The 22,980-nt window shown below is 48.7% G+C and carries 17 protein-coding genes, 4 tRNA genes and 2 pseudogenes; 17 read left to right on the forward strand and 6 right to left on the reverse strand.

Going from position 1 to position 22,980, the window contains the following annotated elements; genetic code table 11:
* Positions 1 to 529: 529 nt before the first annotated feature.
* The 3 genes from IE082_RS09995 to IE082_RS10005 all read left to right on the forward strand — a co-directional run bounded on the left by IE082_RS09995 (position 530) and on the right by IE082_RS10005 (position 3,457).
* Positions 530 to 1,003, forward strand: coding sequence for an NUDIX hydrolase (locus IE082_RS09995; protein WP_229809817.1), 474 nt, complete (start codon positions 530 to 532; stop codon positions 1,001 to 1,003).
* Complete coding sequence (gene mnmA, locus IE082_RS10000) at positions 1,000 to 2,100, forward strand: tRNA 2-thiouridine(34) synthase MnmA (protein ID WP_189493778.1); 1,101 nt, start codon at positions 1,000 to 1,002, stop codon at positions 2,098 to 2,100. The genes IE082_RS09995 and mnmA overlap by 4 nt, the downstream gene beginning before the upstream one ends.
* Before the next feature lie 97 nt (positions 2,101 to 2,197).
* Positions 2,198 to 3,457, forward strand: a complete 1,260-nt coding sequence (locus IE082_RS10005; RefSeq protein WP_189493779.1) for an MFS transporter — start codon at positions 2,198 to 2,200, stop codon at positions 3,455 to 3,457.
* Between the two features lie 70 nt (positions 3,458 to 3,527).
* Here the strand turns inward: IE082_RS10005 and IE082_RS10010 are convergent.
* Positions 3,528 to 4,040: pseudogene (locus IE082_RS10010) on the reverse strand (polyphosphate kinase 2 family protein); the annotation flags it as partial.
* A gap of 544 nt (positions 4,041 to 4,584) precedes the next feature.
* Between IE082_RS10010 and IE082_RS10015 the strand changes: the two are divergent.
* Together IE082_RS10015 and IE082_RS10020 are read left to right on the forward strand one after the other, a co-directional pair.
* The gene (locus IE082_RS10015; protein WP_229809818.1) at positions 4,585 to 6,654 is read left to right on the forward strand and encodes a UvrD-helicase domain-containing protein; all 2,070 of its coding nucleotides are present in this window, start codon (positions 4,585 to 4,587) and stop codon (positions 6,652 to 6,654) included.
* A 167-nt stretch (positions 6,655 to 6,821) separates the two neighbouring features.
* Positions 6,822 to 7,304, forward strand: coding sequence for a sensor histidine kinase (locus IE082_RS10020; RefSeq protein ID WP_189493780.1), 483 nt, complete (start codon positions 6,822 to 6,824; stop codon positions 7,302 to 7,304).
* A gap of 28 nt (positions 7,305 to 7,332) precedes the next feature.
* On the opposite strand, the gene gshB is transcribed toward IE082_RS10020, so the two are convergent.
* The 3 genes from gshB to yihA all read right to left on the reverse strand — a co-directional run bounded on the left by gshB (position 7,333) and on the right by yihA (position 10,381).
* Positions 7,333 to 8,277, reverse strand: coding sequence for a glutathione synthase (gshB, locus tag IE082_RS10025; RefSeq protein WP_189493781.1), 945 nt, complete (start codon positions 8,275 to 8,277; stop codon positions 7,333 to 7,335).
* A 35-nt stretch (positions 8,278 to 8,312) separates the two neighbouring features.
* The gene (gshA, locus tag IE082_RS10030; RefSeq protein WP_189493782.1) at positions 8,313 to 9,605 is read right to left on the reverse strand and encodes a glutamate--cysteine ligase; all 1,293 of its coding nucleotides are present in this window, start codon (positions 9,603 to 9,605) and stop codon (positions 8,313 to 8,315) included.
* Positions 9,606 to 9,733: 128 nt separating this feature from the next.
* Complete coding sequence (gene yihA, locus IE082_RS10035) at positions 9,734 to 10,381, reverse strand: ribosome biogenesis GTP-binding protein YihA/YsxC (RefSeq protein WP_189493783.1); 648 nt, start codon at positions 10,379 to 10,381, stop codon at positions 9,734 to 9,736.
* A 133-nt stretch (positions 10,382 to 10,514) separates the two neighbouring features.
* Between yihA and IE082_RS10040 the strand changes: the two genes are divergently transcribed.
* From IE082_RS10040 to IE082_RS10095, 12 genes are all read left to right on the forward strand, one after another.
* The gene (locus tag IE082_RS10040; RefSeq protein WP_229809819.1) at positions 10,515 to 11,429 is read left to right on the forward strand and encodes a c-type cytochrome; all 915 of its coding nucleotides are present in this window, start codon (positions 10,515 to 10,517) and stop codon (positions 11,427 to 11,429) included.
* Between the two features lie 95 nt (positions 11,430 to 11,524).
* On the forward strand, positions 11,525 to 13,522 hold the full coding sequence (locus IE082_RS10045) for a cytochrome c biogenesis protein ResB (protein WP_189493784.1): 1,998 nt from the start codon (positions 11,525 to 11,527) through the stop codon (positions 13,520 to 13,522).
* 121 nt (positions 13,523 to 13,643) lie between these two features.
* Positions 13,644 to 15,077: a c-type cytochrome biogenesis protein CcsB gene (gene ccsB, locus IE082_RS10050; RefSeq protein WP_189493785.1), complete on the forward strand. Its 1,434-nt coding sequence runs from the start codon at positions 13,644 to 13,646 to the stop codon at positions 15,075 to 15,077.
* Positions 15,078 to 15,200: 123 nt separating this feature from the next.
* A tRNA-Gly gene (locus IE082_RS10055) sits at positions 15,201 to 15,276 on the forward strand.
* Between the two features lie 84 nt (positions 15,277 to 15,360).
* Positions 15,361 to 15,434 (forward strand) — tRNA-Cys (locus tag IE082_RS10060).
* A 14-nt stretch (positions 15,435 to 15,448) separates the two neighbouring features.
* Positions 15,449 to 15,542, forward strand: a tRNA-Leu gene (locus IE082_RS10065).
* A 233-nt stretch (positions 15,543 to 15,775) separates the two neighbouring features.
* A complete protein-coding gene (locus IE082_RS10070; RefSeq protein WP_189493786.1) occupies positions 15,776 to 16,777 on the forward strand; it encodes a tripartite tricarboxylate transporter substrate binding protein in 1,002 nt (333 codons plus the stop codon).
* Between the two features lie 169 nt (positions 16,778 to 16,946).
* Positions 16,947 to 17,402: a tripartite tricarboxylate transporter TctB family protein gene (locus IE082_RS10075; protein ID WP_189493787.1), complete on the forward strand. Its 456-nt coding sequence runs from the start codon at positions 16,947 to 16,949 to the stop codon at positions 17,400 to 17,402.
* Positions 17,403 to 17,414: 12 nt separating this feature from the next.
* On the forward strand, positions 17,415 to 18,944 hold the full coding sequence (locus IE082_RS10080; protein WP_189493788.1) for a tripartite tricarboxylate transporter permease: 1,530 nt from the start codon (positions 17,415 to 17,417) through the stop codon (positions 18,942 to 18,944).
* Positions 18,945 to 19,058: 114 nt separating this feature from the next.
* Positions 19,059 to 20,108, forward strand: a complete 1,050-nt coding sequence (gene hrcA, locus IE082_RS10085; RefSeq protein ID WP_189493789.1) for a heat-inducible transcriptional repressor HrcA — start codon at positions 19,059 to 19,061, stop codon at positions 20,106 to 20,108.
* A 4-nt stretch (positions 20,109 to 20,112) separates the two neighbouring features.
* On the forward strand, positions 20,113 to 21,108 hold the full coding sequence (hemH, locus tag IE082_RS10090; protein WP_189493790.1) for a ferrochelatase: 996 nt from the start codon (positions 20,113 to 20,115) through the stop codon (positions 21,106 to 21,108).
* Positions 21,109 to 21,235: 127 nt separating this feature from the next.
* A tRNA-Leu gene (locus IE082_RS10095) sits at positions 21,236 to 21,320 on the forward strand.
* Between the two features lie 107 nt (positions 21,321 to 21,427).
* Here IE082_RS10095 and IE082_RS10100 read toward each other — a convergent pair.
* Positions 21,428 to 22,056: pseudogene (locus IE082_RS10100) on the reverse strand (AAA family ATPase).
* Positions 22,057 to 22,113: 57 nt separating this feature from the next.
* Positions 22,114 to 22,920 carry a class I SAM-dependent methyltransferase gene (locus tag IE082_RS10105; RefSeq protein ID WP_189493791.1) on the reverse strand — a complete coding sequence of 269 codons (807 nt, stop codon included), beginning with the start codon at positions 22,918 to 22,920 and terminating at the stop codon, positions 22,114 to 22,116.
* Positions 22,921 to 22,980: the final 60 nt, after the last annotated feature.

The following is a 22,980-nucleotide window of genomic DNA, read 5'->3' on the forward strand; positions in this document are numbered from 1 at the left end:
TGGCGAAAATTGATTATAGCCGTTACCTAACGGAAACAGCTTTCAGACAAATCACGCAAACGGGAATTATATCAAAGACGCCAAATCAGCCTTTAAGCCACGAATACGAGCAAGATATTCATCGTGCGTCCCACGTTTAGAAACAGCCCATGTTGTCCTTGCTTTCAACCTATCTCGCCCTGTGCTAATACCGTCATTGTATTGAAGGAGGCTCAAAATCAAACTTAAGCTATCGCGTTGTACCTGCCGGCACAGTCCGCCATTCCCTTAACTCAAGTTGACAAACAAAAAAACCGCACCAACGGTATTGAACACCGCTAAAAATAAATCGTATCTGTGGCTGTACAGACATTAAGGCATACGTGAGCAACGGTGAAGTAACCTCTTATGGCGCGATTTGCAAAATCTCATTCCGCGTGGAGTAACACCCATCGGTTTGTCTGATGGATAAACTTATTGATTGCCCAGCCTTGGCGCTGGGCTTTTTTGTGTCTCGTGCTAAAATAGATGTTTTAATTTTTGGGTAGTTATGATGCCGCACAGCGAACCAGTTTGGACCCCACACGCGACAGTGGCCGCTGTGGTTGAACGCGATGGCCGATTTTTAATGGTGCGTGAACACACGCGCCATGGGATTCGGCTGAATCAGCCTGCGGGTCACTGGGAGGCTGGCGAGTCTTTGCTCGATGCGGTGCGTCGCGAGGTGCTTGAGGAGTCTGGTTTTGAGTTTTTGCCGACGGCTCTGCTCGGGATTTATGTGTCAGAAAAAGAGGATAATTCGGTGACGTATCTGCGCCTGACTTTCATCGGCACGGTGGGTGATGCACCTGTTCATTCGGATTTGGATGACGGGATTATTGAGGCGATGTGGCTCACGGCGGACGAGGTGATGGAGTTGCGTGACATACATCGCAATCCGATTGTGGCACAGTGTTTGAATGATTATCTCAATGGCCAACGGCTTGATTTGACACTGGTGAAAGACTTACGGAGTTTGGCATGACAAAAAAACTCGTGGTGGTCGGTATGTCAGGTGGTGTGGATTCGTCAGTGACGGCGTGGCTGCTCAAAGAGCAAGGCTATGAGGTCATCGGCCTATTCATGAAAAACTGGGAGGACGATGACGACTCCGAGTACTGCTCGACGCGTCAAGACTGGCTCGACGCAGCATCGGTGGCCGATGTGGTCGGTGTGGACATCGAGGCGGTGAATTTCGCGACCGAGTACAAAGATCGTGTGTTCGCTGAGTTTCTGCGCGAGTACAGCGCGGGGCGCACGCCTAATCCTGATGTGTTGTGTAACGCTGAGATTAAATTCAAAGCGTTTCTCGACCATGCCATGAGTCTGGGCGCAGAGTACATCGCGACAGGTCACTATGCGCGGGTGCGCGAGGTAGATGGTGAGTTTCAGCTTCTCAAGGGTTTGGATGCGACGAAGGATCAGAGTTATTTCTTGCATCGTTTGAATCAGGCGCAGCTCTCTAAAACATTGTTCCCTTTGGGCGAAATGCCGAAAACCCAAGTGCGCGACATCGCACATCGGCTTGGGCTGTCAAATGCTGCGAAGAAGGACTCCACGGGGATTTGCTTCATCGGTGAGCGCCCGTTCCGTGATTTTCTCAATCAATACTTGCCGACACACAAAGGCGAGATGCGTACGCTTGATGGTCGTGTGGTCGGCGAGCACGTCGGTTTGTCGTTTTATACATTGGGTCAGCGCAAAGGCATCGGCATCGGCGGTGACAAGCACAGCACGGGCGAGCCGTGGTTTGCGGTGCACAAGGATATTGCGAAAAACATTTTGTATGTCGCCCAAGGCCACGAGCACTCATCCTTGCAATCTTCCATGCTGATTGCAGAAGATGTCAGCTTTGTCGTAGGTCACGCGCCAGTGAGCACCAACATCGCGGCGAAAAGCCGCTATCGTCAAAGCGACTCGGCGTGTGTGTTTTCGACGCACGAGTTGGGCTTTGAGCTGAACTTCAGAGAACCACAATGGGCCGTGACACCGGGCCAATCCGCCGTGCTGTACGATGGTGAGGTGTGCTTGGGTGGCGGCATTATCACACAAGCGAATCCTGATTTGTCACCGCTGGTTTAAAAACACCTGAATGAGTGATAAGGAGATTGTGGACGCTGGCAAATAGCTAAGCCCGCCATGACCAATCTTTACGCACATTCCCATCAAAGCGACTTTTATGCCTATCTCATTAAAAACCAAAGCTCCTCATGTTTGGTGGGGCTGGTTCCCTATTTTTTTGGTCCTGTTTGAGGTGTCTGTGTACACCGCGAACGACATGATTCAGCCCGCCATGCCGCGTGTGGTGGCGGAGCATGGTGTGAGCAGCGCGTGGATTGCCACGGCGCTGACGGCGTTTATGATTGGCGGTGGGTTGCTGACCTGGTTACTTGGCCCGTACTCTGACCTTGTGGGGCGGCGTCCTGTGTTGCTCACGGGTGTGGCGTTGTTTTTCCTCGCGTGTTTGGCGACTCACTTCATCGCGCACATTGAGGGCTTTATGCTGCTGCGCGTGTTGCAGGGCATGGGCATGAGCTTCATTGGTGCGGTCGGCTATGCGGCGATTCAAGAAGGCTTTGAGGAAAAACGCGCCATCCGCATCATGGCGCTCATGGCGAATGTTTCGCTCATCGCGCCACTTCTGGGGCCTTTACTCGGTGCGTGGATTATCGAGTGGGCACCCTGGCAGACGATTTTCGCCATCAATGCCAGTCTCGCGCTCATCGCTTTCGTCGGTTTGTTCTTTTGCATGCCCGAAACATTGCCCCTTGAGGTCAAACAATCCACCATGCGCAGTGCGCCGAATCTGCTGAGATTTTTATCACACCTTGTTCATCAATACCGTGCACTGGCCGAAGACAAAAACTTTTGGCGCAACAGCATGACCCCTGCTCTCATGATCACCCCGACGCTCGGCTGGATTGGGTTGGGGCCGATGATTTTAATGAATGATTTTGGACTGTCCAGTCGCGAGTTTGCCTTGTGGCAAATTCCTGTGTTTAGCTGCCTGATTGCGGCGAATTTATTTTTGGCTTATGTCACAGGCCGCTGGCCATTGCAGCGCAGCTTGTACATCGGGCTTTGGATTGCTGCTTGCGCTGCATTGCTCGGCCTCGGTCTGGTGTTTACTATCGGTGCTGCGGTGTGGATTTTGGCACTGATTACAGCGTTGATTGGGGTTGTCGATGGTTTGTCGATGTCGGTGTATTACCGATTCGCGCTCACGGGCAGCGATGCACCCAAAGGAATTTTAGCAGCGGCGGTCAGCGTGGTATTTATGGCGGTTTTGGCTGTGGCGGTGGAGGTGTATAAATGGACGTATTTGCATTTTGGTATGCAAGGTTACCTTGTGCTCACGACGGCGTGTATGTGGGTGTTCATTGTCTTGGCGCGACGCACCATTGCACATGGGTTGACGCTGCGCGAGCCTGCTGCATAAAAACATAATCATCATGATTACGAAAAAGCCAGACGAGATGTCTGGCTTTTTCGTTTAGAGCAGTTTCTTTTTAATCAAACGTGTCGTTGCGCTTGCCATTTTCCAGCACATGCCCCATGCCTGGGCGGCTGACCAATAACGCGTCAACGGGCACTGCAACCTGCACATCTCTGTTGTTGTATGGCAAAAGCTGCAGGATGTGGCTCATGGCATTGAGGTGTGCGTGTTTTTTGCAGTCAGACTTAATCACGGTCCATGGTGAATCAGCGGTGTCGGTGTGATAGAACATCGCTTCTTTGGTGGCTGTGTAGTCCTCCCATTTATCGAGCGAGGCCATATCAATCGGCGAGAGCTTCCATTGTTTGAGCGGGTGATTTTTTCGCTCAGAGAAACGCTGACGCTGAACATTGCGATTGACTGAGCACCAAAACTTGACGAGGATGATACCGCTGCGCATCGAATTGCGCTCGAATTCAGGGCACTGACGCATGAATTCAGTGTATTCCTGATCGCTGCAAAACCCCATAACCCGTTCAACACCCGTGCGGTTGTACCATGAGCGGTCAAACATGACGATTTCCCCTGCGATGGTATTGTTCACTATATCCCCGACCGCTTGCAGATTGGTATATACCGCGGCATTTTGGCGCTCGCTGATGTCGTTTTGCACTGCTTGCGGCAGAGCTTCTGCCTGCTTGGTGATGGGCTGTTTCGTCAATGCGCGTTGGCGTGTGGTATTTTTGTGGCGATTTTTTTTGGTTTGATTGACGGATGATGGCTTTGGGGATTGACCATTGAGTTGTGTATTTGTCTGATTTGATGGGGGATTGCCGCCATTGTGACCTCCTTCTGTTGATGGGTTATTTCAGTTATATACGCCTGTCAAATCTGAAAACCCACCGACCTCAGCTAAATCCATATAAAAATTATGGTTATTATTGTGAATGCTGCTTTTTTGAGACACTCTGCCGATTCAGACATTTTTTCACTTGATCTTGTGCTGAATACACGGGTTAATTTGGCTCGTCAGGATTGAATAGACGGTACAATAACCCCATGAAACACTACAGGCACTTCGCTCTGCGCAGTGCTTTTTTTATCCCTATCGAAATTCAAAAAAGCAGTCCATGGCCACACACGCATCACCGAAAAAAATGAGTTTGAACCTACAGCAACAAGCCGCCGTTGATTATCTCGACGGTCCTTGTTTGGTGCTTGCGGGAGCAGGCAGTGGCAAAACAGGGGTGATTACCCAAAAAATCGCACATTTGATTAACAACTGTGGCTATGAGCCGAAACACATCCTCGCGGTAACATTCACCAATAAAGCCTCAAAAGAAATGTCTGAGCGCGTGACAAAAATCATGAGCGGCTCATCGGCGAATCTGAAAGGCTTGACGATTTCGACGTTTCACTCGTTCGGCGTGCGATTTTTGCGCGATGAAGCCAAGCATTTGGGACTGAAAGAAAAATTCTCAATCCTTGACCAAGACGATTGCTTTTCGATTTTGCAAGAGTTGTGCGCGACGACGGACAAAGCATTGATTAAAACCATGCAATCGACGATTTCGCTGTGGAAGAATGGTCAGACCACACCTGAGCAGGCTTTAAAAGAAGCCAAGGATGAGCAAGAGTTGCAATTCGCTCGCGTCTACGCGAACTACAACGCCACCATTTCGGCCTATCAAGCAGTTGATTTTGATGATTTGATTCGCCTGCCTGTCGAGTTGTTGCAATCAAACGAAGAAGTCCGCAACCGTTGGCAAGCCAAGCTGCGTTACATTCTCGTCGATGAGTACCAAGACACCAATAGCTGCCAGTACGCATTGCTCAAACTGCTCACTGGCGTGCGCGGGATGTTCACCGCAGTGGGTGATGATGACCAAGCGATTTATGCATGGCGTGGTGCAACGCTGGATAACTTAAAATTATTGCAGACAGATTTTCACCGTTTAAAGGTGATTAAGCTGGAACAAAACTATCGCTCCACAGAGCGAATTTTGAACGCGGCCAATGCGGTCATTGCGCACAATCCGAAGTTGTTTGATAAAAAGCTCTGGAGTGAGTACGGACAAGGCGACCCGATTCGCGTCATCCCGATGGCGAATGAAGAGGAAGAAGCTGAAAACGTCGTCATGCGACTCCAAGCGCACAAAATCGCCAACAACGCTCAATTCTCTGACTATGCGATTCTGTATCGCGGCAATCATCAAGCCCGCGTGTTTGAGCAAGCTCTGCGCAAAGAGCGTATTCCCTATGTCATGTCAGGCGGTCAGTCGTTTTTCGAGCGCGCTGAGATTCGCGACATCATGGCATATTTCCGACTGCTCAATAACATCAACGACGACCCCGCATTCATCCGTGCCGTCACCACACCTAAACGCGGTATTGGTGCCGCCACGCTAGAACACCTCGGCCAGTACGCTGGGCGACGCAGCATACCGCTGTTTGAAGCGGTTTTTGAAGCGGGTTTTGCCAGCGTTTCAACTGCGCGCCAGCTAGAACCGCTGCTTGAGTTCGTTGAATTCATCAATACATTCGAAGAACGCGCCGCCAAAGACGAAGCCCCAGAAGTACTCGATGATTTCATCAAAGCTATTGGTTACGAGCAGTATCTCTACGAGCATTTTGATGAGCGACAAGCACAGAACAAATGGCAAAACGTCAATGAGTTCGTCGCATGGATGAAACGCCGCGCAGAAGAAGACGACAAAAAGCTCTCTGAAGTCATTCAAAGCATGGTGCTCATCTCCATGCTCGACAAAGGCAATGCCGAAGAAAACACCGTGCGCTTATCAACTCTACACGCCTCAAAGGGCTTAGAGTACCCACACGTATTTCTCGTCGGTGTAGAAGAAGGCTTACTGCCACACATCTCACGTGACGAAGCCCTCGAAGACCCAACACGCATCGAAGAAGAGCGCCGCCTGATGTACGTCGGCATCACACGCGCCCGTAAAAGTCTACACATCACGTGGTGCCAAAAACGCCGCCGTGGAAGAGACTTCGAAAACCGAGAAGTCTCTCGATTCGTCAAAGAAATGAAACACGAATCCGACGCCGCGCGCGAAAATCTCAAAGACGTGCCGCAAGTCACACCCAAGCAACGGATCGAAGTGCTCAAAGCTATGCTCGCCAAACAAGCTGGCCAGCAAGATTTACCATTCAAACCAACAGAAGAAAGTGTCAATGATTGACGTTTTTCTGATTGGTGACAATATAAAGTCCGTAAAAGGTTGTTGTGAAGTCCACTTCGATGTCCCCACTTTTTATAACCGCATGATGAACAGAAGAAACATGATTCTCATGCAACATTATTATGGGATTAGATCTAATTTTATGATTTTCAATACACGTGTACCACATGACCGAGCTGAGTTTGGTCGAGTTGCTTTATACGGCAACACAGCAGGTTTGGCCACAAGCCCATGAGAAAAATATCGAGCTGCGGGTGGATGAGGGTATGAATGAGTTGTTTGATGAGGCCTACGTACTCACCGACGGTGGAATGATTGTCCGAGCATTAGTGAATCTGTTGACCAATGCCATTCGCTACAGCCCATCTGATTCAGTTATGGAGATTACATTGCAAGTGAATAATAATCAGGCGATTTGCTGCATTCGTGATCATGGTATCGGTATGACTGCCGCACAATTGAAGCAACTCAATCAGGGTGTAAACATGCTGCCTGCTGCTCATGCAAAACCTGATGCAGCAGGCAGCCTCAGTGTCGGACTTATTATGGCGATGACAGTGGTGCGCCATCACCAAGGCCAATTAACATTTCACAGTGAGTTGGGTTTGGGGACACAAGTATTTTTTAAGCTTGCCTGCGATGGGGATTGAGGGCTGATGAGCTTATCTTATCGTCTCATCAGTTGCTGGCGTGCTCAAGCATTTCGATAAATAAGCCAGCCACATCAAACCCTGTTTGATTAAAAACTTCTTGGAATCCCGTCGGGCTGGTGACATTGATCTCAGTAATGCAATCGCCAATTACATCCAAACCTGTGAGTAAAATACCGCGCGACCACAGCACAGGGGCAAGCGCATTGGCTAACTGCCAATCACGCTCAGACAATGGTTGGGCAACCGCTTTGCCACCCACCGCCATATTGCCGCGCACTTCACCATTTTGCGGGATGCGTGCGAGGGCGTAGGGTACGACTTGACCGCCAATGAGTAAAATGCGTTTGTCACCCTCAGAAATCGCAGGGAGAAACTTCTGAATCATGATGGGACGCGTGCTCTTTTGCGTTAACACTTCAATCACTGAACCAAGGTTCATGCCCTGCTCCGTCACACGAAACACACCTGCGCCCCCCATGCCGTCAAGCGGTTTGAGAATAATATCTTTGTGCGTTTGATGAAACTCATTAATCAGCGACTTGTCGCTGGTGATCAGCGTGGGGGCAGTGAACTCTGGGAATTCTAAAATTGATACTTTCTCGGAGTGATTGCGAATCGCTGTCGGTGCGTTGAACACCACAGCACCTTGGCGAACAGCGGCATCAAGCAGCCAAGTATCGGTGACGTAGTTCACATCAAACGGTGGGTCTTTGCGCATGATGACCGCGTCGAACTCTTTGAGTGCTTTGGTGCTTGTTTCGACGACATCAAACCAGTGTGCTTGCGTTGCCGAGTCGAGCAACTTAATCTGCTGTGCCGTCGTGCCGATCATGGCATTCGAGTACATTTGCGATGAAGTGCAGGCCCAAATGTGGTGACCACGACTTTGCGCCGCACGCATCATGGCGTAGGTGGTTTCTTTGTGGATTTTGAACTGCGTGAGCGGATCGGCGATAAAGAGAAGGTGCATGATGGGCGCTTTGTTTAATGTGGGCAGTAGGGGGCTTAGGCGTACATTTCTTGGTATGGGTCTGTTTTTTCCAATTCAAGTGATGCGGCGAGCATGGCCAAACGCCCCACCACGCCGTATGAGTAAAAACGATTGTGCAACAGTCCTAAATCATCGGCGCGTCGCTCGGACTCTTTGACAAACGACAGTGTTTCAAAGTGCATACCTGCGGAATTGAGGTTTTCATCCACGCCGCGTTCAGAATTGACGCGATAAAAACCACCCACCACATAGCGGTCAATCATGTAGACCACGGGCTCAGCCGTGTTGCCGCCCCATGTTTCGATGGTCGGTACGCCTTCTTGAATGAGTAGGTCGTGGACTTCGAGCCCTTCTTTGACAACTGCCATTTTGTTGCGTTGTTTGCGATTGAGTTCTTTCACGTCGTCTGCGCTGCGCACGGTCATGATGCCCATACCGTAAGTGCCCGCATCGGCTTTGACAATGAGAAATGGCTTTTCGGTGATGCCGTATTCTTTGTATTTTTTCGCGATTTTTTTGAGTGTGGTTTCAACGGCGGTGGCGAGTGCGTCCTCGCCTGTTTGGGTGTTGAAATCAACGCCAGAAATTTGCGTGTGGATTGGGTTGATGAGCCACGGGTCAATGTCGAGTGCTTTGGCGAATTTTTTGGTCACTTCATCATAAGCCGAGAAGTGGGTGGATTTGCGACGCACCGTCCAGCCTGCGTGAAGTGGCGGCAGTAAGGTTTGCTCCTTGATGTTTTCAAGAATGGTGGGCTGGCCGCCAGATAAATCGTTGTTGAGCAAAATGGTACAGGGGTCAAACGTGCCATGATCAAGTGTGATGCGTCGCCCGTTGCGCTCAAGCGGTTCAAGCATCAGCGTTTCGCCATTGGGCAGTGTGATCGGAGTTGGCTGGGTGATGGTGTCATCGAGCGAACCCAAACGCACATTCAGACCAGTCAAACGCATGATTTTGGACAGTTGTGCGACGTTTTGCAGATAAAACGGGTTGCGTGTGTGTTTCTCGGGAATGATGAGCAGGTTGCGTGCGTCAGGACAGTATTTTTCAACGGCGGCGAGTGCAGCTTGCGTGGCAAGCGGGAACATTTCCTCGGCTAAATTATTAAAGCCGCCGGGGTAAAGATTGGTATCCACTGGCGCGAGCTTAAATCCGGCGTTACGTAAATCCACGGATGAATAAAACGGCGGTGTGTGCTCCTGCCACTCCATGCGAAACCAGCGCTCAATCATGGGGGTGGCACCCAGCATTTTGGTTTCGAGTTCAGACAGAGGGCCTGTCAGTGCCGTACGCAGGTGAGGAACCATGGTGTGCCTTTGGATGCTGTTGAGAAATGTCGTTTCTCAGTGAAGAGTGGATTTGATATTGAGCAAATGATTTGGGGGTATTTTCCGTTTTTTCAAGCACCCCTAATCCCATACTTTGGTACTTAACACTAAGGAGCAGGTTGCTCAAGACGGTGGGCATTCACAGGGTCACTCATAATCCAGTTACTGATGACCTCAGTCGCTTCTTCTAAGCCGACGCGATTCGATGAGGAGAATAATTGTGCGGTTCCCCAGTCGCCAGCCATGTCTTTTAACTCTGCTTTGACTTTAAATAACGTTTGATGAGCAATGTTTCGCGTCACTTTGTCTGACTTTGTCAACAAAACGTGAATCGGTTTTGCTAGTGGCGCAAACCAGCTCACCATCTGGCGATCAAGGTCTGTGAAGCCGCGGCGGATGTCAAGCATCAAGACCAATCCCTTGATTTGCGAATGCTCTTCAAGGTATTGGCTGAGCAAGCGATTCCAGTGGTCTTTGACGTCGCGTGGGGTTTGCGCATAGCCATAGCCTGGCAAATCAACCAAATAGCCGTAGGTTTCTTCTCTGCGGCCGACTGTAAAATAGTTAATGTGTTGTGTGCGTCCTGGGGTGTTACTAGAAAACGCGAGGCGTTTTTGGTTGCATAGCACGTTAATCGCGCTGGATTTGCCTGCGTTTGAACGACCTGCGAAAGCCACTTCGGGGAAGTTGGCCGTCGGTAAGTCCTTGAAATGATTGACGGTAGTGAAAAACTGACTGTGGTGCAAAAGTGACATAAGAGGCTTTCAAAAGATGAAGACGTCGTTCTGCGTCGCACATCTTGGTTTATTAACCCGCTTATTGTACAATGACGTCCATTATTTATCTGTTATTTACACCACAACTCGAACACCTTTTACAGGCGCATTCATGAAACGTTCATATTCTTTATTGCTCGCGGGCTTGGCCGTGGTGGCCACAGTCTCAGGGGTTGCGATTGCCCAACAACAAAAAGACACAGCCAAACCCGCTGAACCAGCCAAAACCGAAACCACGCAGAATACGGCGATGCCCGATGCGACAGTTGCAGCCGCTATGCCGCTGTTTGACATCAAGAGCGTTCAAGGCATGGAAGTCGGTTTAGAGCGTGGTAGGCTCATTGCGGTGGGTGTTTGTGCTGAGTGCCACCAAGCTGATGGCAACAGCACAGCACCAGCGTGGCCTAAATTGGCTGGTCAGCACGAGGGTTATATTGCCAAACAACTGTATAACTTTAAAGCAGCAGAACCAGGTAAAAATGCGCTGCGCCAAAACATGGTTGATGTGACCGATGGCAAAGCCAAAACCTCTACAATGGCTGCTCAGGTTGCGCGTTTGTCGGCGGACCCAAAAGAATTTGATAAAGATGTTCAGAGCCTGGCCATGTGGTTCGCATCACAAAAAAATAACTCGCCAGACGTTGCCAAAAATGAAGATACCGTCGGTTTGGGACAATCAATATACCGCGGTGGTGTGATGAGCAAAGGTGTGCCGGCTTGTGCAGGCTGCCATGGCCCGACAGGTCAAGGTATGTTCAATGCCAGTAAGCTTGGTGCAGGTGCGAATGCCTTTCCGATGGTGTCAGGCCAGTTCTCTGACTATATGGTCGCTCAACTGCAAGCATTCCGCGAGGATGTGCGCGGTAATAGCCCGATCATGAGCGACATTGCCAAACGCATGACTGACAATGAAATTAAAGCGGTTTCTGACTACATGGCCGGTAAGCGTCTCAATGCAAATGCAGTAGCACCTGCCGTAGCTCCAGCTTCGACTGAGCCCAAACCAGCAGCGCCTGCGAAGCCATAACGGTATCATGTCTAATCAGCTATAATGAGCGGTGATTCACCGCTCATTTTTTATTGGCTATGACTGAAAAAAACATCTCATCTGCCCCGCGTCAAATGCCACTTTCTCAAAAGTGGTGGGACTTTCTTGGCTCTATGCGTTTGGCGATTAGTCTGTTGACTATTTTGGCGATTGCCAGTGCGGTCGGCACAATGGTGAAGCAAAATGAGCCCATGATTAACTACGTGAATCAGTTTGGTGCTTTTTGGGCGCCGTGGTTTGGTAGCTTGGGTTTGTACGATGTGTACAACCAGCCGTGGTTTTTGGTGATTTTGGTGATTTTGTTGATTTCAACCAGCATCTGCTTGATTCGCAATACCCCTAAAATGTTGCGTGACATGCGTGAATTCAAAAATCACAATCGCACCAACACATTGCTGCATTTGCACGAGCATGATCGCTGGCAAAGCACAGAGAGTGTGCAAATACTCACTCATTCTGCTGCGCAGATCCTCCAAAAGCACGGTTATCAAGTTAGAGCATCCAAAAATGCCGACGGTGTTTATCTCGCAGCCAAGCGTGGTCGCTACAATCGCCTCGGTTATATTTTTACCCATTTGGCGATTATCGTGATTTGTATTGGTGGTTTGTTGGACTCTGAGTTGTCGATTCGAGCGCAGGTGCTTCTGTTTGGCAAACAGCCGTTTAGTAATGTGGCGACTCAAATTCCTGACAATGGGATTTTGTCGAATGACACATTGAGCTATCGCGGTAATGTTAGCGTGTCAGAGGGTAAAACCGTTGATTATGTGTTACTTGACTATGATCAAAATACCCAGTTGGTACAAAAGCTACCATTTAATCTGCATTTGGATAAATTCACGATTGACTATTACTCAACTGGTATGCCCAAACGCTTTGCCAGTGATGTCTCCGTACAGGATAAAACCACAGGTGAGACATTTAAACAAACGATTGAGGTCAATCATCCTTTGCGCTATAAAGGCGTGGCGATCTATCAGTCCTCATTCACGGATGGTGGCTCGAGTTTAAAGCTGGGTTTGTACCCGATGACAGGGACTGTATCGCAGCCAGCCATGGCTGATGCGGTGATGTTTAAAAATCACCAAATCGCCGTTGCTGGTAATGAGTACACCATTGAGTGGCGCGAGTTCAAAGCGATTAACGTTGAGGATATCAGCGGAACGGTAACGAAAGCGGCACAAGACATTTCCCCTTTGGCGCATGCGATGCGTCCGACGGGCATGGAAAAAAAATTCGAGAGTTTAGGGCCGTCAATCCAGTTCGTTCTAAGGGATAAGACGGGGCAAGGTGTTGAGTTTCGTAACTACACATCTCCTGTGACGCTGGATAGTCAAGCAGTTATTCTAAGTGGCGTGCGAACCAACCCTGATGAAGACTTTCGTTACTTGCGTATTCCCGCAGATGGCGAGCAAAGTATCGGTGACTTCATGCGTCTACGAGCCGCATTGTCTAATAGTGCACTGCGTGATCGGGCGATTCGTCAGTATGCTTTAACTTTGGGCGGCGGTGCGGATACCGAACAGTTTGTCAGCGGTACGACTAAGATGTTGGATGTTTTTGCTCAAGGTGGTTTGGGGCAGTTGGGTCAACTGCTTGAGCGTGATTTGCCCGAGCAACAGCGCGATCAAATGGCCAGTAGTTTGGCCAAAGCATTGGCAGGTAACCTTTGGGAGCTGCTGAATGTGGCACGTGTGGCTGAAGGCCTAAAGCCACTGCCCGATAACGAGCAAAGCCGACAGTTTGCGCGCATGTTGATGGTGAGTTATTCAGACAGTTTGGAATACGGCTCACCTGTTTATGTCCAGCTACAAGGTTTTGAGCAAGTGCAAGCATCAGTATTTCAGATGACGCGCTCACCCGGTCAGTTTTGGGTCTACTTGGGGTCTCTGATGCTTGTGTTGGGGACGTTGGCTATGACCTTTATCCGAGAGAGACGTTTGTGGTTGCACATTAAGCCGAATGAACACGGAGAGCAGGTGCTCACTGTGGCTGCGAGTAGCACGCGTCGGACGTTTGACTATTTGAGCCAGTGGCAAAAAGTACTGGCGGATTTGCGTGGTATGGGTTGATGAGACTTTTGTGTGCAACTAATCAATTGATAAGAATGAATTGATTAAAAGGTTGCTCTAAAAGCTTTTCAACTTGTGATTGTTTTTGTTTGTAATTGTATTGTTATGACTTGGAAACTCCATGGAAACTATTGATTTAGATTCATCTTTTAAACGCCTCGCATCGTTGTCTCCCACAGTGCCTTGGTATCGTCGCCTATCGTGGGGTGATGGGTTGTTCGCTCTGTTGGTGGTCGCCTTGTTCGTTTATGGTGGGTTAAAAAACCGTACCTTGATGGATGTGTATGAAGAGGTGATTTTGGCCGGCACAGCCATTTCAGTAGTGGCGTTGGGTTGTTTTTGGCGTCCGCTTCAGCTGGTCTTTGGTGCCGTGGCCTTATTATCGCTCGCGGCGGTACAGGCTTATGCGGGTGCTTTGGATAACGGCGAAAAAGTGTTTTGGCTTAAATACATGCTCGCTTCTCAACCAGCGGTGCTTTGGATGAGTGTGTTGTTTGTACTATCAACATTGGCGTATTGGGTCAACGCATTTGTACCGCGAGATACATTGGGCTGGCTGGCGTCTCGACTGGCGTATGCGGCGCTTGTAATTGGCAGCGTGGCCTTGATGGTGCGTTGGCACGAGAGCTACTTGATTGCGACTGATGTCGGACACATTCCAGTGTCCAATTTGTATGAAGTATTTATTTTATTCGCGTTGCTCACCACTGCGTTTTATTTATATTACGAAAACCACTATCGTACACGTCAGCTGGGTGCATTTGTGATGCTCGTGGTGTGCGCGGCGGTGGGGTTTTTGCTTTGGTACAGTGTTGAACGTGGCGCGCACGAAATCAAGCCGCTGATTCCCGCATTGCAATCATGGTGGATGAAAATTCATGTGCCAGCGAACTTTATCGGATACGGTACGTTTTCATTGGCTGCGATGGTGGGTTTTGCTTATTTGATTAAGTATTTGGGGACGCCGTTTGAATCGTTGCCTGAAAGTTTACAGAATAGTTCCGACCCCGCATTCAATCAGCAGTCATTAAGCCAGAAAAAGGCCATCCATGCCCAACGGACACGCGTGGCCACCATTGTGTTGTGGGTCTTGGGTAGCTTGTTGTTCATCGAGCCGCTGTTGTTTCGCCCGAATATGACGGTGGATTATTTCTCAACGTACTGGGCGATTTACTTAGCCGTGGGGATGATTGTCGTTGGCTTAATTTTAATGTTGCGTCATCGATTGGCTGAGACCTTGCCTGGCTTTGCTGTGCTCGACGACATCATGTATAAGTCCATTGCGGTTGGGTTTGTATTCTTCACAATTGCAACGATTCTTGGGGCACTGTGGGCGGCTGATGCGTGGGGCAAATATTGGAGTTGGGATCCCAAAGAAGTTTGGGCGTTGATTGTTTGGTTGAACTATGCGGCATGGCTACATTTGCGTTTGGTTAAAGGTATGCGAGGTGTATTCAGTGCATACTGGGTATTGGTTGGCTTGTTGATTACTGGTTTTGCGTTTTTGGGCGTGAATATTTTCTTGTCGGGTTTGCATTCATACGGCGCGATTTGAAAAACCTCTTTGCTCTTTGCAGAGATAGCTTCCATGCAGAGCCGAATAAGAATTTATAATTTTTTTACAAAAGGGGTTGACGGTTAAAGTAAAGTTCTCTATAATTGTTTTCTGTCTTGCAGCGCGGGAATAGCTCAGTTGGTAGAGCGCAACCTTGCCAAGGTTGAGGTCGCGAGTTCGAGCCTCGTTTCCCGCTCCAGATTCGAAAGGGGAAGCCTAACAGCTTCCTCTTTTATTTATTAAATCTCTTGATCGTTGTTTGTTCACGAGTACCAGCCAAAATGGCGGGGTGGCAGAGTGGTTATGCAGCGGCCTGCAAAGCCGTGGACGCCGGTTCGATTCCGACCCCCGCCTCCATTTGGACATGTGTAGCCCGGGTGGTGAAATTGGTAGACACAGCGGACTTAAAATCCGCCGCTTACCTGAATAAGGGGCGTGCCGGTTCGATTCCGGCCCCGGGCACCAGTTTGATTGAGTTGAGACGCATTAGCCGCTAATTTATTTAGCGGCTTTTTGTTTGTCTGTTGCTTTGTTTACCAGAGATGTGCAATGCCAATCAATTAAAAAGAACAATGAAACGCCTTGCGCTTTGTGTAGGATTTATGGAACAATGCGAAGAGAAGGCGCGATTAAAGCGCACGATGATTTCTTTAAAAACCACAGATTGTTTACTCAATATTAAGTCTTAGGAGACGTACATGAATACAAAAAAATGGCTCGCCACATTGGCCATGACTGCCTTGGCAACAGCTCTGGTCGCTTGCGGTGACAAAAAAACAGATGTCAATGCCACTTATAAGCCAGAAGCCGTGACAATGGTTGCACCATCTGGTGCAGGCGGTGGTTGGGATAAAACAGCGCGCTCGGTGGTTAAAGTGTTGGGTGAAACTAAATTGGTTGATGCGCCGATGACCGTTGAGAATGTGCCAGGTGCTTCTGGGGCTAAGTTCTTGGCCACATACACAACCAAGGATGTGGGAAACAATAACAAGTTGTTCGTGAATTCTCCTCCAATTTTGATCAATAATTTGCGTAAAGAGGGTAATAGTCCTGTTGGCTACAAAGATGTCACGCCTTTGGCTGGCTTACTTAAAGACTTCGGTGCGATTGTTGTGAAAGCCGACTCACCTTATAAAGACATCAAAGGTTTGATTGATGCGGTTAAGGCTGATCCTTCTAAAGTTTCCATTGGAGGTGGCTCTTCTCCCGGTAGTATGGATCATTTGTTGGCCATGTTGCCTTTGTACAAAGCTGGCGTTGATGTGACCAAGGTGAAATACGTGCCACACGATGGTGGCGGCGAAGCGATGACGGCATTGTTGGGTGGTAATCTAGAAGCGATTGCAACAGATGCATCAAGCGTCGGTGAATATGTTAAGTCGGGTAAGGTTCGCGTTTTGGCTGTATCGTCACCAACAAAAATCGAGGGTATTGATGCACCGAGCTACAAAGAAGCAGGGATTGATACTGAGTTCACGATTTGGCGTGGTGTGTTCGGCCCTAAAGGCATGAGTCCAGTTGCTAAAACTTACTGGACAAAAGCCTTGGCTGATTTGAGTGCGAAGCCTGAGTGGGCTGCTGAACTCAAAGCACAAAGTTGGACAGCTGACTACAAAGATGCAGCGGCGTTCACCGCATACTTGGCTCAACAAGAGACTTTGATTAAAGATGTCTTGACTGCATTGCAAATGGCGAAGTAATCCAAACAAAAACGCTTGTCTGATGACAAGCGTTTTTTCAGAAGTCTGCTGATGTGTTTCGTGGGCAGCGCGTTTGAACATAAAAGTTAGATAAGCTCTCTTTGATAGTGCTTATTTGATGATAAAACGACTCGTGCCATGATGCATTGAGCGTATAGGAGCAAATAGAATGTCCCATCGTTTTGATTTCGTCGCCAGTTTGATTTTCTTGGCGCTTGGTATCTTGTTCGTCATGGGGGCGCGTGATATGGCTGGTGCTGTTTATGGTAGCAGCATTACCTCTGGAACGTTTCCTCTGGTTTTTGGTTGGGCGCTTTTGGGGCTGTCTGCTTTACTCATGATTGAAACTCTGAAAAAAACAGCTGCTGCTAAGAAAGAACCCGAACCTTTGTTTTACAAGCGTTTTGCAGTCATAGCTTTGGCTTGTTTTTTTTACGTGCTTTTGCTTGAACCGATTGGTTATGTCATCACCACTTTTTTATTTTTGGTGGTGTGTTTTCAGGCCATGGAGCGCGGCAGTATCGTTAAAACCTTGTTGATTGCGGCTGGGTTTTCTTTGGGGATTTATTTGTTGTTTGTGGTTTTGCTCAAAGGCAGTTTACCTGCTTGGCCGAGCTTTATTTAAGGGGGAGCAGACATGTCTACAATGGAATATCTAATCAACGGTTTTGCAACGGCGTTTACGTGGTACAACCTTTTGTTTGCTTTTGTTGGGGTGTTTTTGGGAACCGCTGTTGGTGTGTTGCCTGGCATCGGTCCAATGAGTGGTGTGGCTTTACTGATTCCTGTCACGGCGACACTGACCCAAGGTTTGGGGCTGAATGCAGAGGCTGCTGCAACCAGCTCGATTATCCTGCTCGCTGGCGTCTACTACGGTGCGATGTATGGTGGTTCCACCACTTCGATTTTGCTCAATACCCCTGGTGAATCATCCTCAGTGGTGACTGCATTGGATGGCTATCAAATGGCTAAGCAGGGGCGCGCAGGCAGTGCGTTGTCGATTTCTGCCATGGGTTCATTTTTTGCGGGGATTGTCACATTGCTGGGGTTGGTCTTGGTGGCGGAGCCTTTGTCTGAGTTGGCTCTGAGGTTTGGTTATGCTGAGTATTTTTCACTGATGTTGCTTGGGTTGTGTGCTGTGAGTGGCTTGGCGGGTAAGTCGATGACCAAGGCGTTGATGATGACTGTGTTTGGTTTGTTGCTCTCAACCATTGGCGTGGATCAGTCGGGTACGTTCCGTTTCACCATGGGGTCGCCTATTTTGGCGGATGGGATTCAGTTCTTGACACTGGCTGTCGGTTTGTTTGCGGTTGGTGAAGTCTTTAAAACTGTGCTGGAGCAGGCCACAGAAGACATTCAGTTGGCTAAAATCAACAACTTGTACCCATCGAAGGAAGAGTTTAAGGCGAGTACGGGGCCGATTGTACGTGGTTCATTTTTGGGCTTTTTTATTGGCATTTTGCCGGGTGCTGGTGCGACGTTGGCCTCGTTTTTTTCCTACATCATGGAAAAAAAAGTCTCTAAGCATCCTGAAAAATTCGGCAAAGGTGCGATTGAAGGAGTGGCTGGACCAGAGTCTGCCAATAACGCAGCCGCAGGTGGGGCGATGATTCCATTGCTCACATTGGGGATTCCTGGTTCTGGTACGACAGCCATTTTAATGGGTGCATTGATTATGTACAATGTTCAGCCTGGCCCATTGTTGTTTGCTGAGCACCCACAAGTGGCTTGGGGCTTGATTGCCAGTATGTTCATCGGCAATGTGATTTTGCTGGTTTTGAATATGCCGCTTGTGCGTATTTTTGCCAAAATTATTAGCACCCCTGCAAAATATCTGTTGCCGATTATTATTGCCATTTCAGTGTTTGGCGTGTTCTCAGTGCAAAATTCGATTTTTGACTTATGGGTTTTGTTCACAGCAGGGATTATCAGTTATTTCCTTGTGAAAAATGATTTTCCATTGGCTCCCGTTCTGCTCGGTCTGGTTTTGGGGCCGATGATGGAAAACAATATGCGCAATGCCCTTGTGCGTTCTTCAGGTGACTGGATGACATTTGTTGAGCGACCATTGTCTTGTGTTTTGTTGGTGATTTCAGCAGCTTGGGTTTTGGTGCCTTTATTGCTCAAACTGCGTGGTAAACAGGTACTGGTTAATGAAGAAGGTTGATTATTCTTCACATTAAAAAAAACGGCGTCGAAAAATCGGCGCCGTTTTTCATTTAACAAGGCTGTGTGTGGCATTTCAGTTAAAATACACCCATTGTAAACAAACACCATAACCATGCTTGACGATCGCGCCAAAAAGCTTTTGCTGTCCTTGATTGCCCAATACATTGGGCAGGGGCAACCTGTTGCTTCTAAAGCCTTGATTGAGCATGCAGGTTTGGAGCTGTCTTCTGCGACAGTGCGAAATGTGATGGCTGATTTAGAACGCATGGGTTTGATTGTGAGTCCTCACACATCTGCAGGGCGTGTACCGACACCACAGGGTTATCGTTTTTTTGTGGATGCGATGATGACGGTGGGGCAGTATTCGTCAGTGGAAGATGATTTGTTACAAGCCCAGTTGCAGCCTGATACACCACAGCGTCTGGTGGCCACCGCTGCGAGTTTGCTATCGCAGGTGTCACAATTTGCTGGTGTGATTTCTACACCCAAACGATCGGGACAACAAGTTTTTCGACAAATCGAATTCCTCTCGTTGTCCACGCAACGTATTTTGGTCATCGTGATCACGCCTGATGGCGATGTACAAAACCGTCTGTTGCATGTGGCAGAACCCTACAGCGCGTCTCAATTGGTTGAGGCGGCGAATTACTTAAATAGCCATTATGCAGGCATACCCTTGTCTCAAATTCAAAAGACCATCAAGCAGGAGCTGTCGCATTTGCAGCAACGTGTGGCAGACCTCATGCAAGCGGCTATTAGTCAGCCCGTGCAGGATGCTACCACACAGCTGGAAGATGCTTTAATTGTCAAGGGTGAGCGGCATTTGCTCAACGTCAATGAACTGACCAGTGACATGAACCGATTGCGCCAGACATTTCACTTGTTTGATGAAAAAACACGATTGCTGCAGTTACTTGAGCAGGCCAGTACGGCAGATGGTGTGCAGATTTTTATTGGCGGTGAGTCCGATGTTTTGCCGTTTGACGGGGTGTCGATTATTTCTGCACCGTACTCAGAGAACAATCAGATTATTGGCACGCTTGGTGTCATTGGCCCCTCTCGAATGGCTTATGACAAAATGATTCCTTTGGTCAATGTCACCGCACAGATATTGTCGCGTGTGCTGAGCCATACCTCTACAACCACGAACATTGAGTATTGACCCTATGAGCGCATCTATTGGTATTTTACTTGTAAATCTCGGCTCGCCTGACGCGGCCACACCTGACGCGGTCAAACGCTACTTGAAAGAATTTCTCAGTGATAAACGGGTTGTGAATCTGCCTGCAATACTCTGGCAACCGATTTTGCATGGTATCATCCTGCGTACCCGTCCTGCAAAAGTCGCACTTAAGTATCAAACGATTTGGAGGGGTGAGCACCATGCTGATGGCGCACCGCTCAAACGCATTACGGCGGAACAAGCCGCTCGTCTGGCTGCCGAGATGCCACACAAAGTATACTGGGCCATGCGCTATCAAAGCCCCAGTATCGAGAGCGCCATTGAGCAAATGCACCGAGATGGCATTCGTCACTTTGTTTTGTTGCCCATGTATCCACAGTACTCAACCACCACGACCTTGTCTGTTGTTGACGAAGTCGAGCGCAGTCTCAAAGCCTACAGTGGTCAAAACATCAAGCTCACCACCATCACCGACTATTATGCGCATCCATCATACGTAAAGGCACTTGCTGAGAGTGTGCGATCACATTGGGCTAAAGTCGGGGTGCCAAATTGGCTAGCGGGTGATAAACTCATGGTCAGCTTTCATGGTATCCCCAAGGTACTGGTGGACAAAGGCGACCCTTACCAGCGACAGTGCCAAGCCACTTTTGATGCACTCATTGCCGAGTTGGGGATTGATCAGCAACAAGCTCACATTGTTTACCAGTCTCGCTTTGGGGCGCAAAAATGGCTCGAACCCTACGCCAGCCCCACGTTGAAAGCCTTGGCTCAGGCTGGTACGAAGCGTATTGATATTCTCTGCCCAGGCTTTGCCGCTGATTGCTTAGAGACACTTGAGGAGGTTCAACACGAGCTTGCCGAAGAGTTTATGAGTGAGGGCGGACAAACGTATCATTACATTCCTTGTCTTAATGAACATACGAAGCATTTAGAACAAGTTCTCACGTCTGTGATTGATGGCGTCATTGGTACATAACGCTCAAATGCTTCTGTCTTTCATCGCTTTAAAGCGGTTCTTACGAATTAACCGTATTTTTTTGTGAAATCAATCAAACTTGACTTGCCAAAATCCGTAAACCTTGGCATAATCTCGGTTCTGCGTTGCCCGGGTGGTGGAATTGGTAGACGCGCCGGACTCAAAATCCGGTTCCGAAAGGAGTGCCGGTTCGATTCCGGCCCCGGGCACCAAGCGATGCAAAAAAACCTGCTGATTTTTTCAGCAGGTTTTTCTTTTACTCTTTTATAAATGTGCTTGGTGAAATGAAAAGAAGCGGTAGGTACAAGACCTCAGGGATTTATTCATCCTCAAACAGCATGTCAAGCATTCGCTTGGGATTGCTTAAAAAATCGCGAGTGATTTTAAAGTGCTCGGTGCTCTTATAATCTACCAGCGTCACGCCATCGCTACCGAATTGGTAAATCAAAGCATCTGGGTACGCCATTAAAATGGGTGAGTGCGTGGCGATGATAAATTGTGAGTTCTGCTTAATGAGTTGGTGCATGCGTGCCATTGCTGCGAGTTGTCGTTGTGGCTAATAATCGGAGGGCCGAGGCCGCCCGCATTGTCCAAATCCTCAATATTCGTTGCCAAGTTAAAGAAACTTTCGGCCCGTAGAAAGAAACCATCACGCGAACGCAAGCCTTTTGCCACACGTAAATAATCACTCAGCTGGGAGTGCGATGAGCGGGTGGAAAAATTAAAGTTGCGAGTACCGCCTTCGGGATTAAAGCCCATACTCACGGCAATAGCTTCTAACAGTGTTGATTTGCCTGAGCCATTCTCACCGACAAAATACGTCACTTTGGGGTGAAATTTGATGGTGTCTAAGTGATGAACAGCCGGTAATGAAAAGGGATATCTGTTGAAATCATCAATGGCGTCTCGACGTAAGCTGATTTGGCGGATGTATTGCGATGAGATCATAAAGTGAGAATCGATACACGTGCTTGGGGAGTGGTCACATCAAACAAAAAATTAGCTTCAACCGCCGAAGGCAAGGGTAGGGCGATGAGGGCTATGGCGTAACGCATACTCATCCGCGCTCAGCTCGTTGTCATCCGCGATGCGAATGCGGAAAATCAAGCCGACTGCATGAAGATCATACCAGTGCTCAAAATCTCGAACCTTCAACTTCATGTGTTCAAACTCCAGCCATTGTGGATAAACGCTGTCTGCGCTGAACGACTGGTTTGCTTCGGTTTGAAGCACTTGGTGGCTGACACTTTCGACTTTAAAGCCAGTTTCATAAAACATCTTGCGCATTTCGTAAGGCGTGAAAAAGCGAAGATGTGTGACATCCAGTGAGCCCCACTGCTGATACTGCCAATCTCCATGACTTAAATCATGCAAAAGATTGATGTGCATCACGCAGGGTAGAATGACGATGACTTGGGCATGCTTGGCTAAATGATGTGACAAAAATTGTAACGTTTGCCACGGCTGATACATATGCTCGAGCACATCAAGCAACAGAACGGTGTCGATATTGGCCAACTCAGTTAGCTCGTTCGGTGTCTGTTCGGTGAGGGGGAGACGAGAAACGACATCGAGTCGCTGCTGAGCGATATCAGCCGCTTCTGTGTTTAGCTCAATGCCCCATACTGATAATTCGGGGTAGTCACGTTTAAGGGCTGCACTGACAGAGCCTTGAGCGCAACCAATATCCAGTAGATGTTGGGGAGGGAAAGCAAAATGCCCACGAATCTCAAAGCGTTCGTGTTCACTGTACACGGGCGCGCTGTGCGTTCCTGTCTCATTCAAAGAGTGCCAAATGGGTGTGTATGCCATTGTTGTCCTCGCTCCCAGTCTTTATCAGTACAGGTGCTGCTGTCGGCTTGTTATTTGTCA

Origin of the sequence: Formosimonas limnophila (assembly GCF_014652675.1) — a bacterium.
GTDB classification, from domain to species: domain Bacteria; phylum Pseudomonadota; class Gammaproteobacteria; order Burkholderiales; family Burkholderiaceae; genus Hydromonas; species Hydromonas limnophila.

Excerpts from the sequence above, each read along its gene's own strand:
- IE082_RS09995 (WP_229809817.1), top strand. The coding sequence starts at position 530 with ATGATGCCGCACAGCGAACCAGTTTGGACCCCACACGCGACAGTGGCC.
- mnmA (WP_189493778.1), top strand. The coding sequence starts at position 1,000 with ATGACAAAAAAACTCGTGGTGGTCGGTATGTCAGGTGGTGTGGATTCG.
- IE082_RS10005 (WP_189493779.1), top strand. The coding sequence starts at position 2,198 with ATGCCTATCTCATTAAAAACCAAAGCTCCTCATGTTTGGTGGGGCTGG.
- IE082_RS10015 (WP_229809818.1), top strand. The coding sequence starts at position 4,585 with ATGGCCACACACGCATCACCGAAAAAAATGAGTTTGAACCTACAGCAA.
- IE082_RS10020 (WP_189493780.1), top strand. The coding sequence starts at position 6,822 with ATGACCGAGCTGAGTTTGGTCGAGTTGCTTTATACGGCAACACAGCAG.
- gshB (WP_189493781.1), bottom strand. The coding sequence starts at position 8,277 with ATGCACCTTCTCTTTATCGCCGATCCGCTCACGCAGTTCAAAATCCAC.
- gshA (WP_189493782.1), bottom strand. The coding sequence starts at position 9,605 with ATGGTTCCTCACCTGCGTACGGCACTGACAGGCCCTCTGTCTGAACTC.
- yihA (WP_189493783.1), bottom strand. The coding sequence starts at position 10,381 with ATGTCACTTTTGCACCACAGTCAGTTTTTCACTACCGTCAATCATTTC.
- IE082_RS10040 (WP_229809819.1), top strand. The coding sequence starts at position 10,515 with ATGAAACGTTCATATTCTTTATTGCTCGCGGGCTTGGCCGTGGTGGCC.
- IE082_RS10045 (WP_189493784.1), top strand. The coding sequence starts at position 11,525 with ATGCCACTTTCTCAAAAGTGGTGGGACTTTCTTGGCTCTATGCGTTTG.
- ccsB (WP_189493785.1), top strand. The coding sequence starts at position 13,644 with ATGGAAACTATTGATTTAGATTCATCTTTTAAACGCCTCGCATCGTTG.
- IE082_RS10070 (WP_189493786.1), top strand. The coding sequence starts at position 15,776 with ATGAATACAAAAAAATGGCTCGCCACATTGGCCATGACTGCCTTGGCA.
- IE082_RS10075 (WP_189493787.1), top strand. The coding sequence starts at position 16,947 with ATGTCCCATCGTTTTGATTTCGTCGCCAGTTTGATTTTCTTGGCGCTT.
- IE082_RS10080 (WP_189493788.1), top strand. The coding sequence starts at position 17,415 with ATGTCTACAATGGAATATCTAATCAACGGTTTTGCAACGGCGTTTACG.
- hrcA (WP_189493789.1), top strand. The coding sequence starts at position 19,059 with ATGCTTGACGATCGCGCCAAAAAGCTTTTGCTGTCCTTGATTGCCCAA.
- hemH (WP_189493790.1), top strand. The coding sequence starts at position 20,113 with ATGAGCGCATCTATTGGTATTTTACTTGTAAATCTCGGCTCGCCTGAC.
- IE082_RS10105 (WP_189493791.1), bottom strand. The coding sequence starts at position 22,920 with ATGGCATACACACCCATTTGGCACTCTTTGAATGAGACAGGAACGCAC.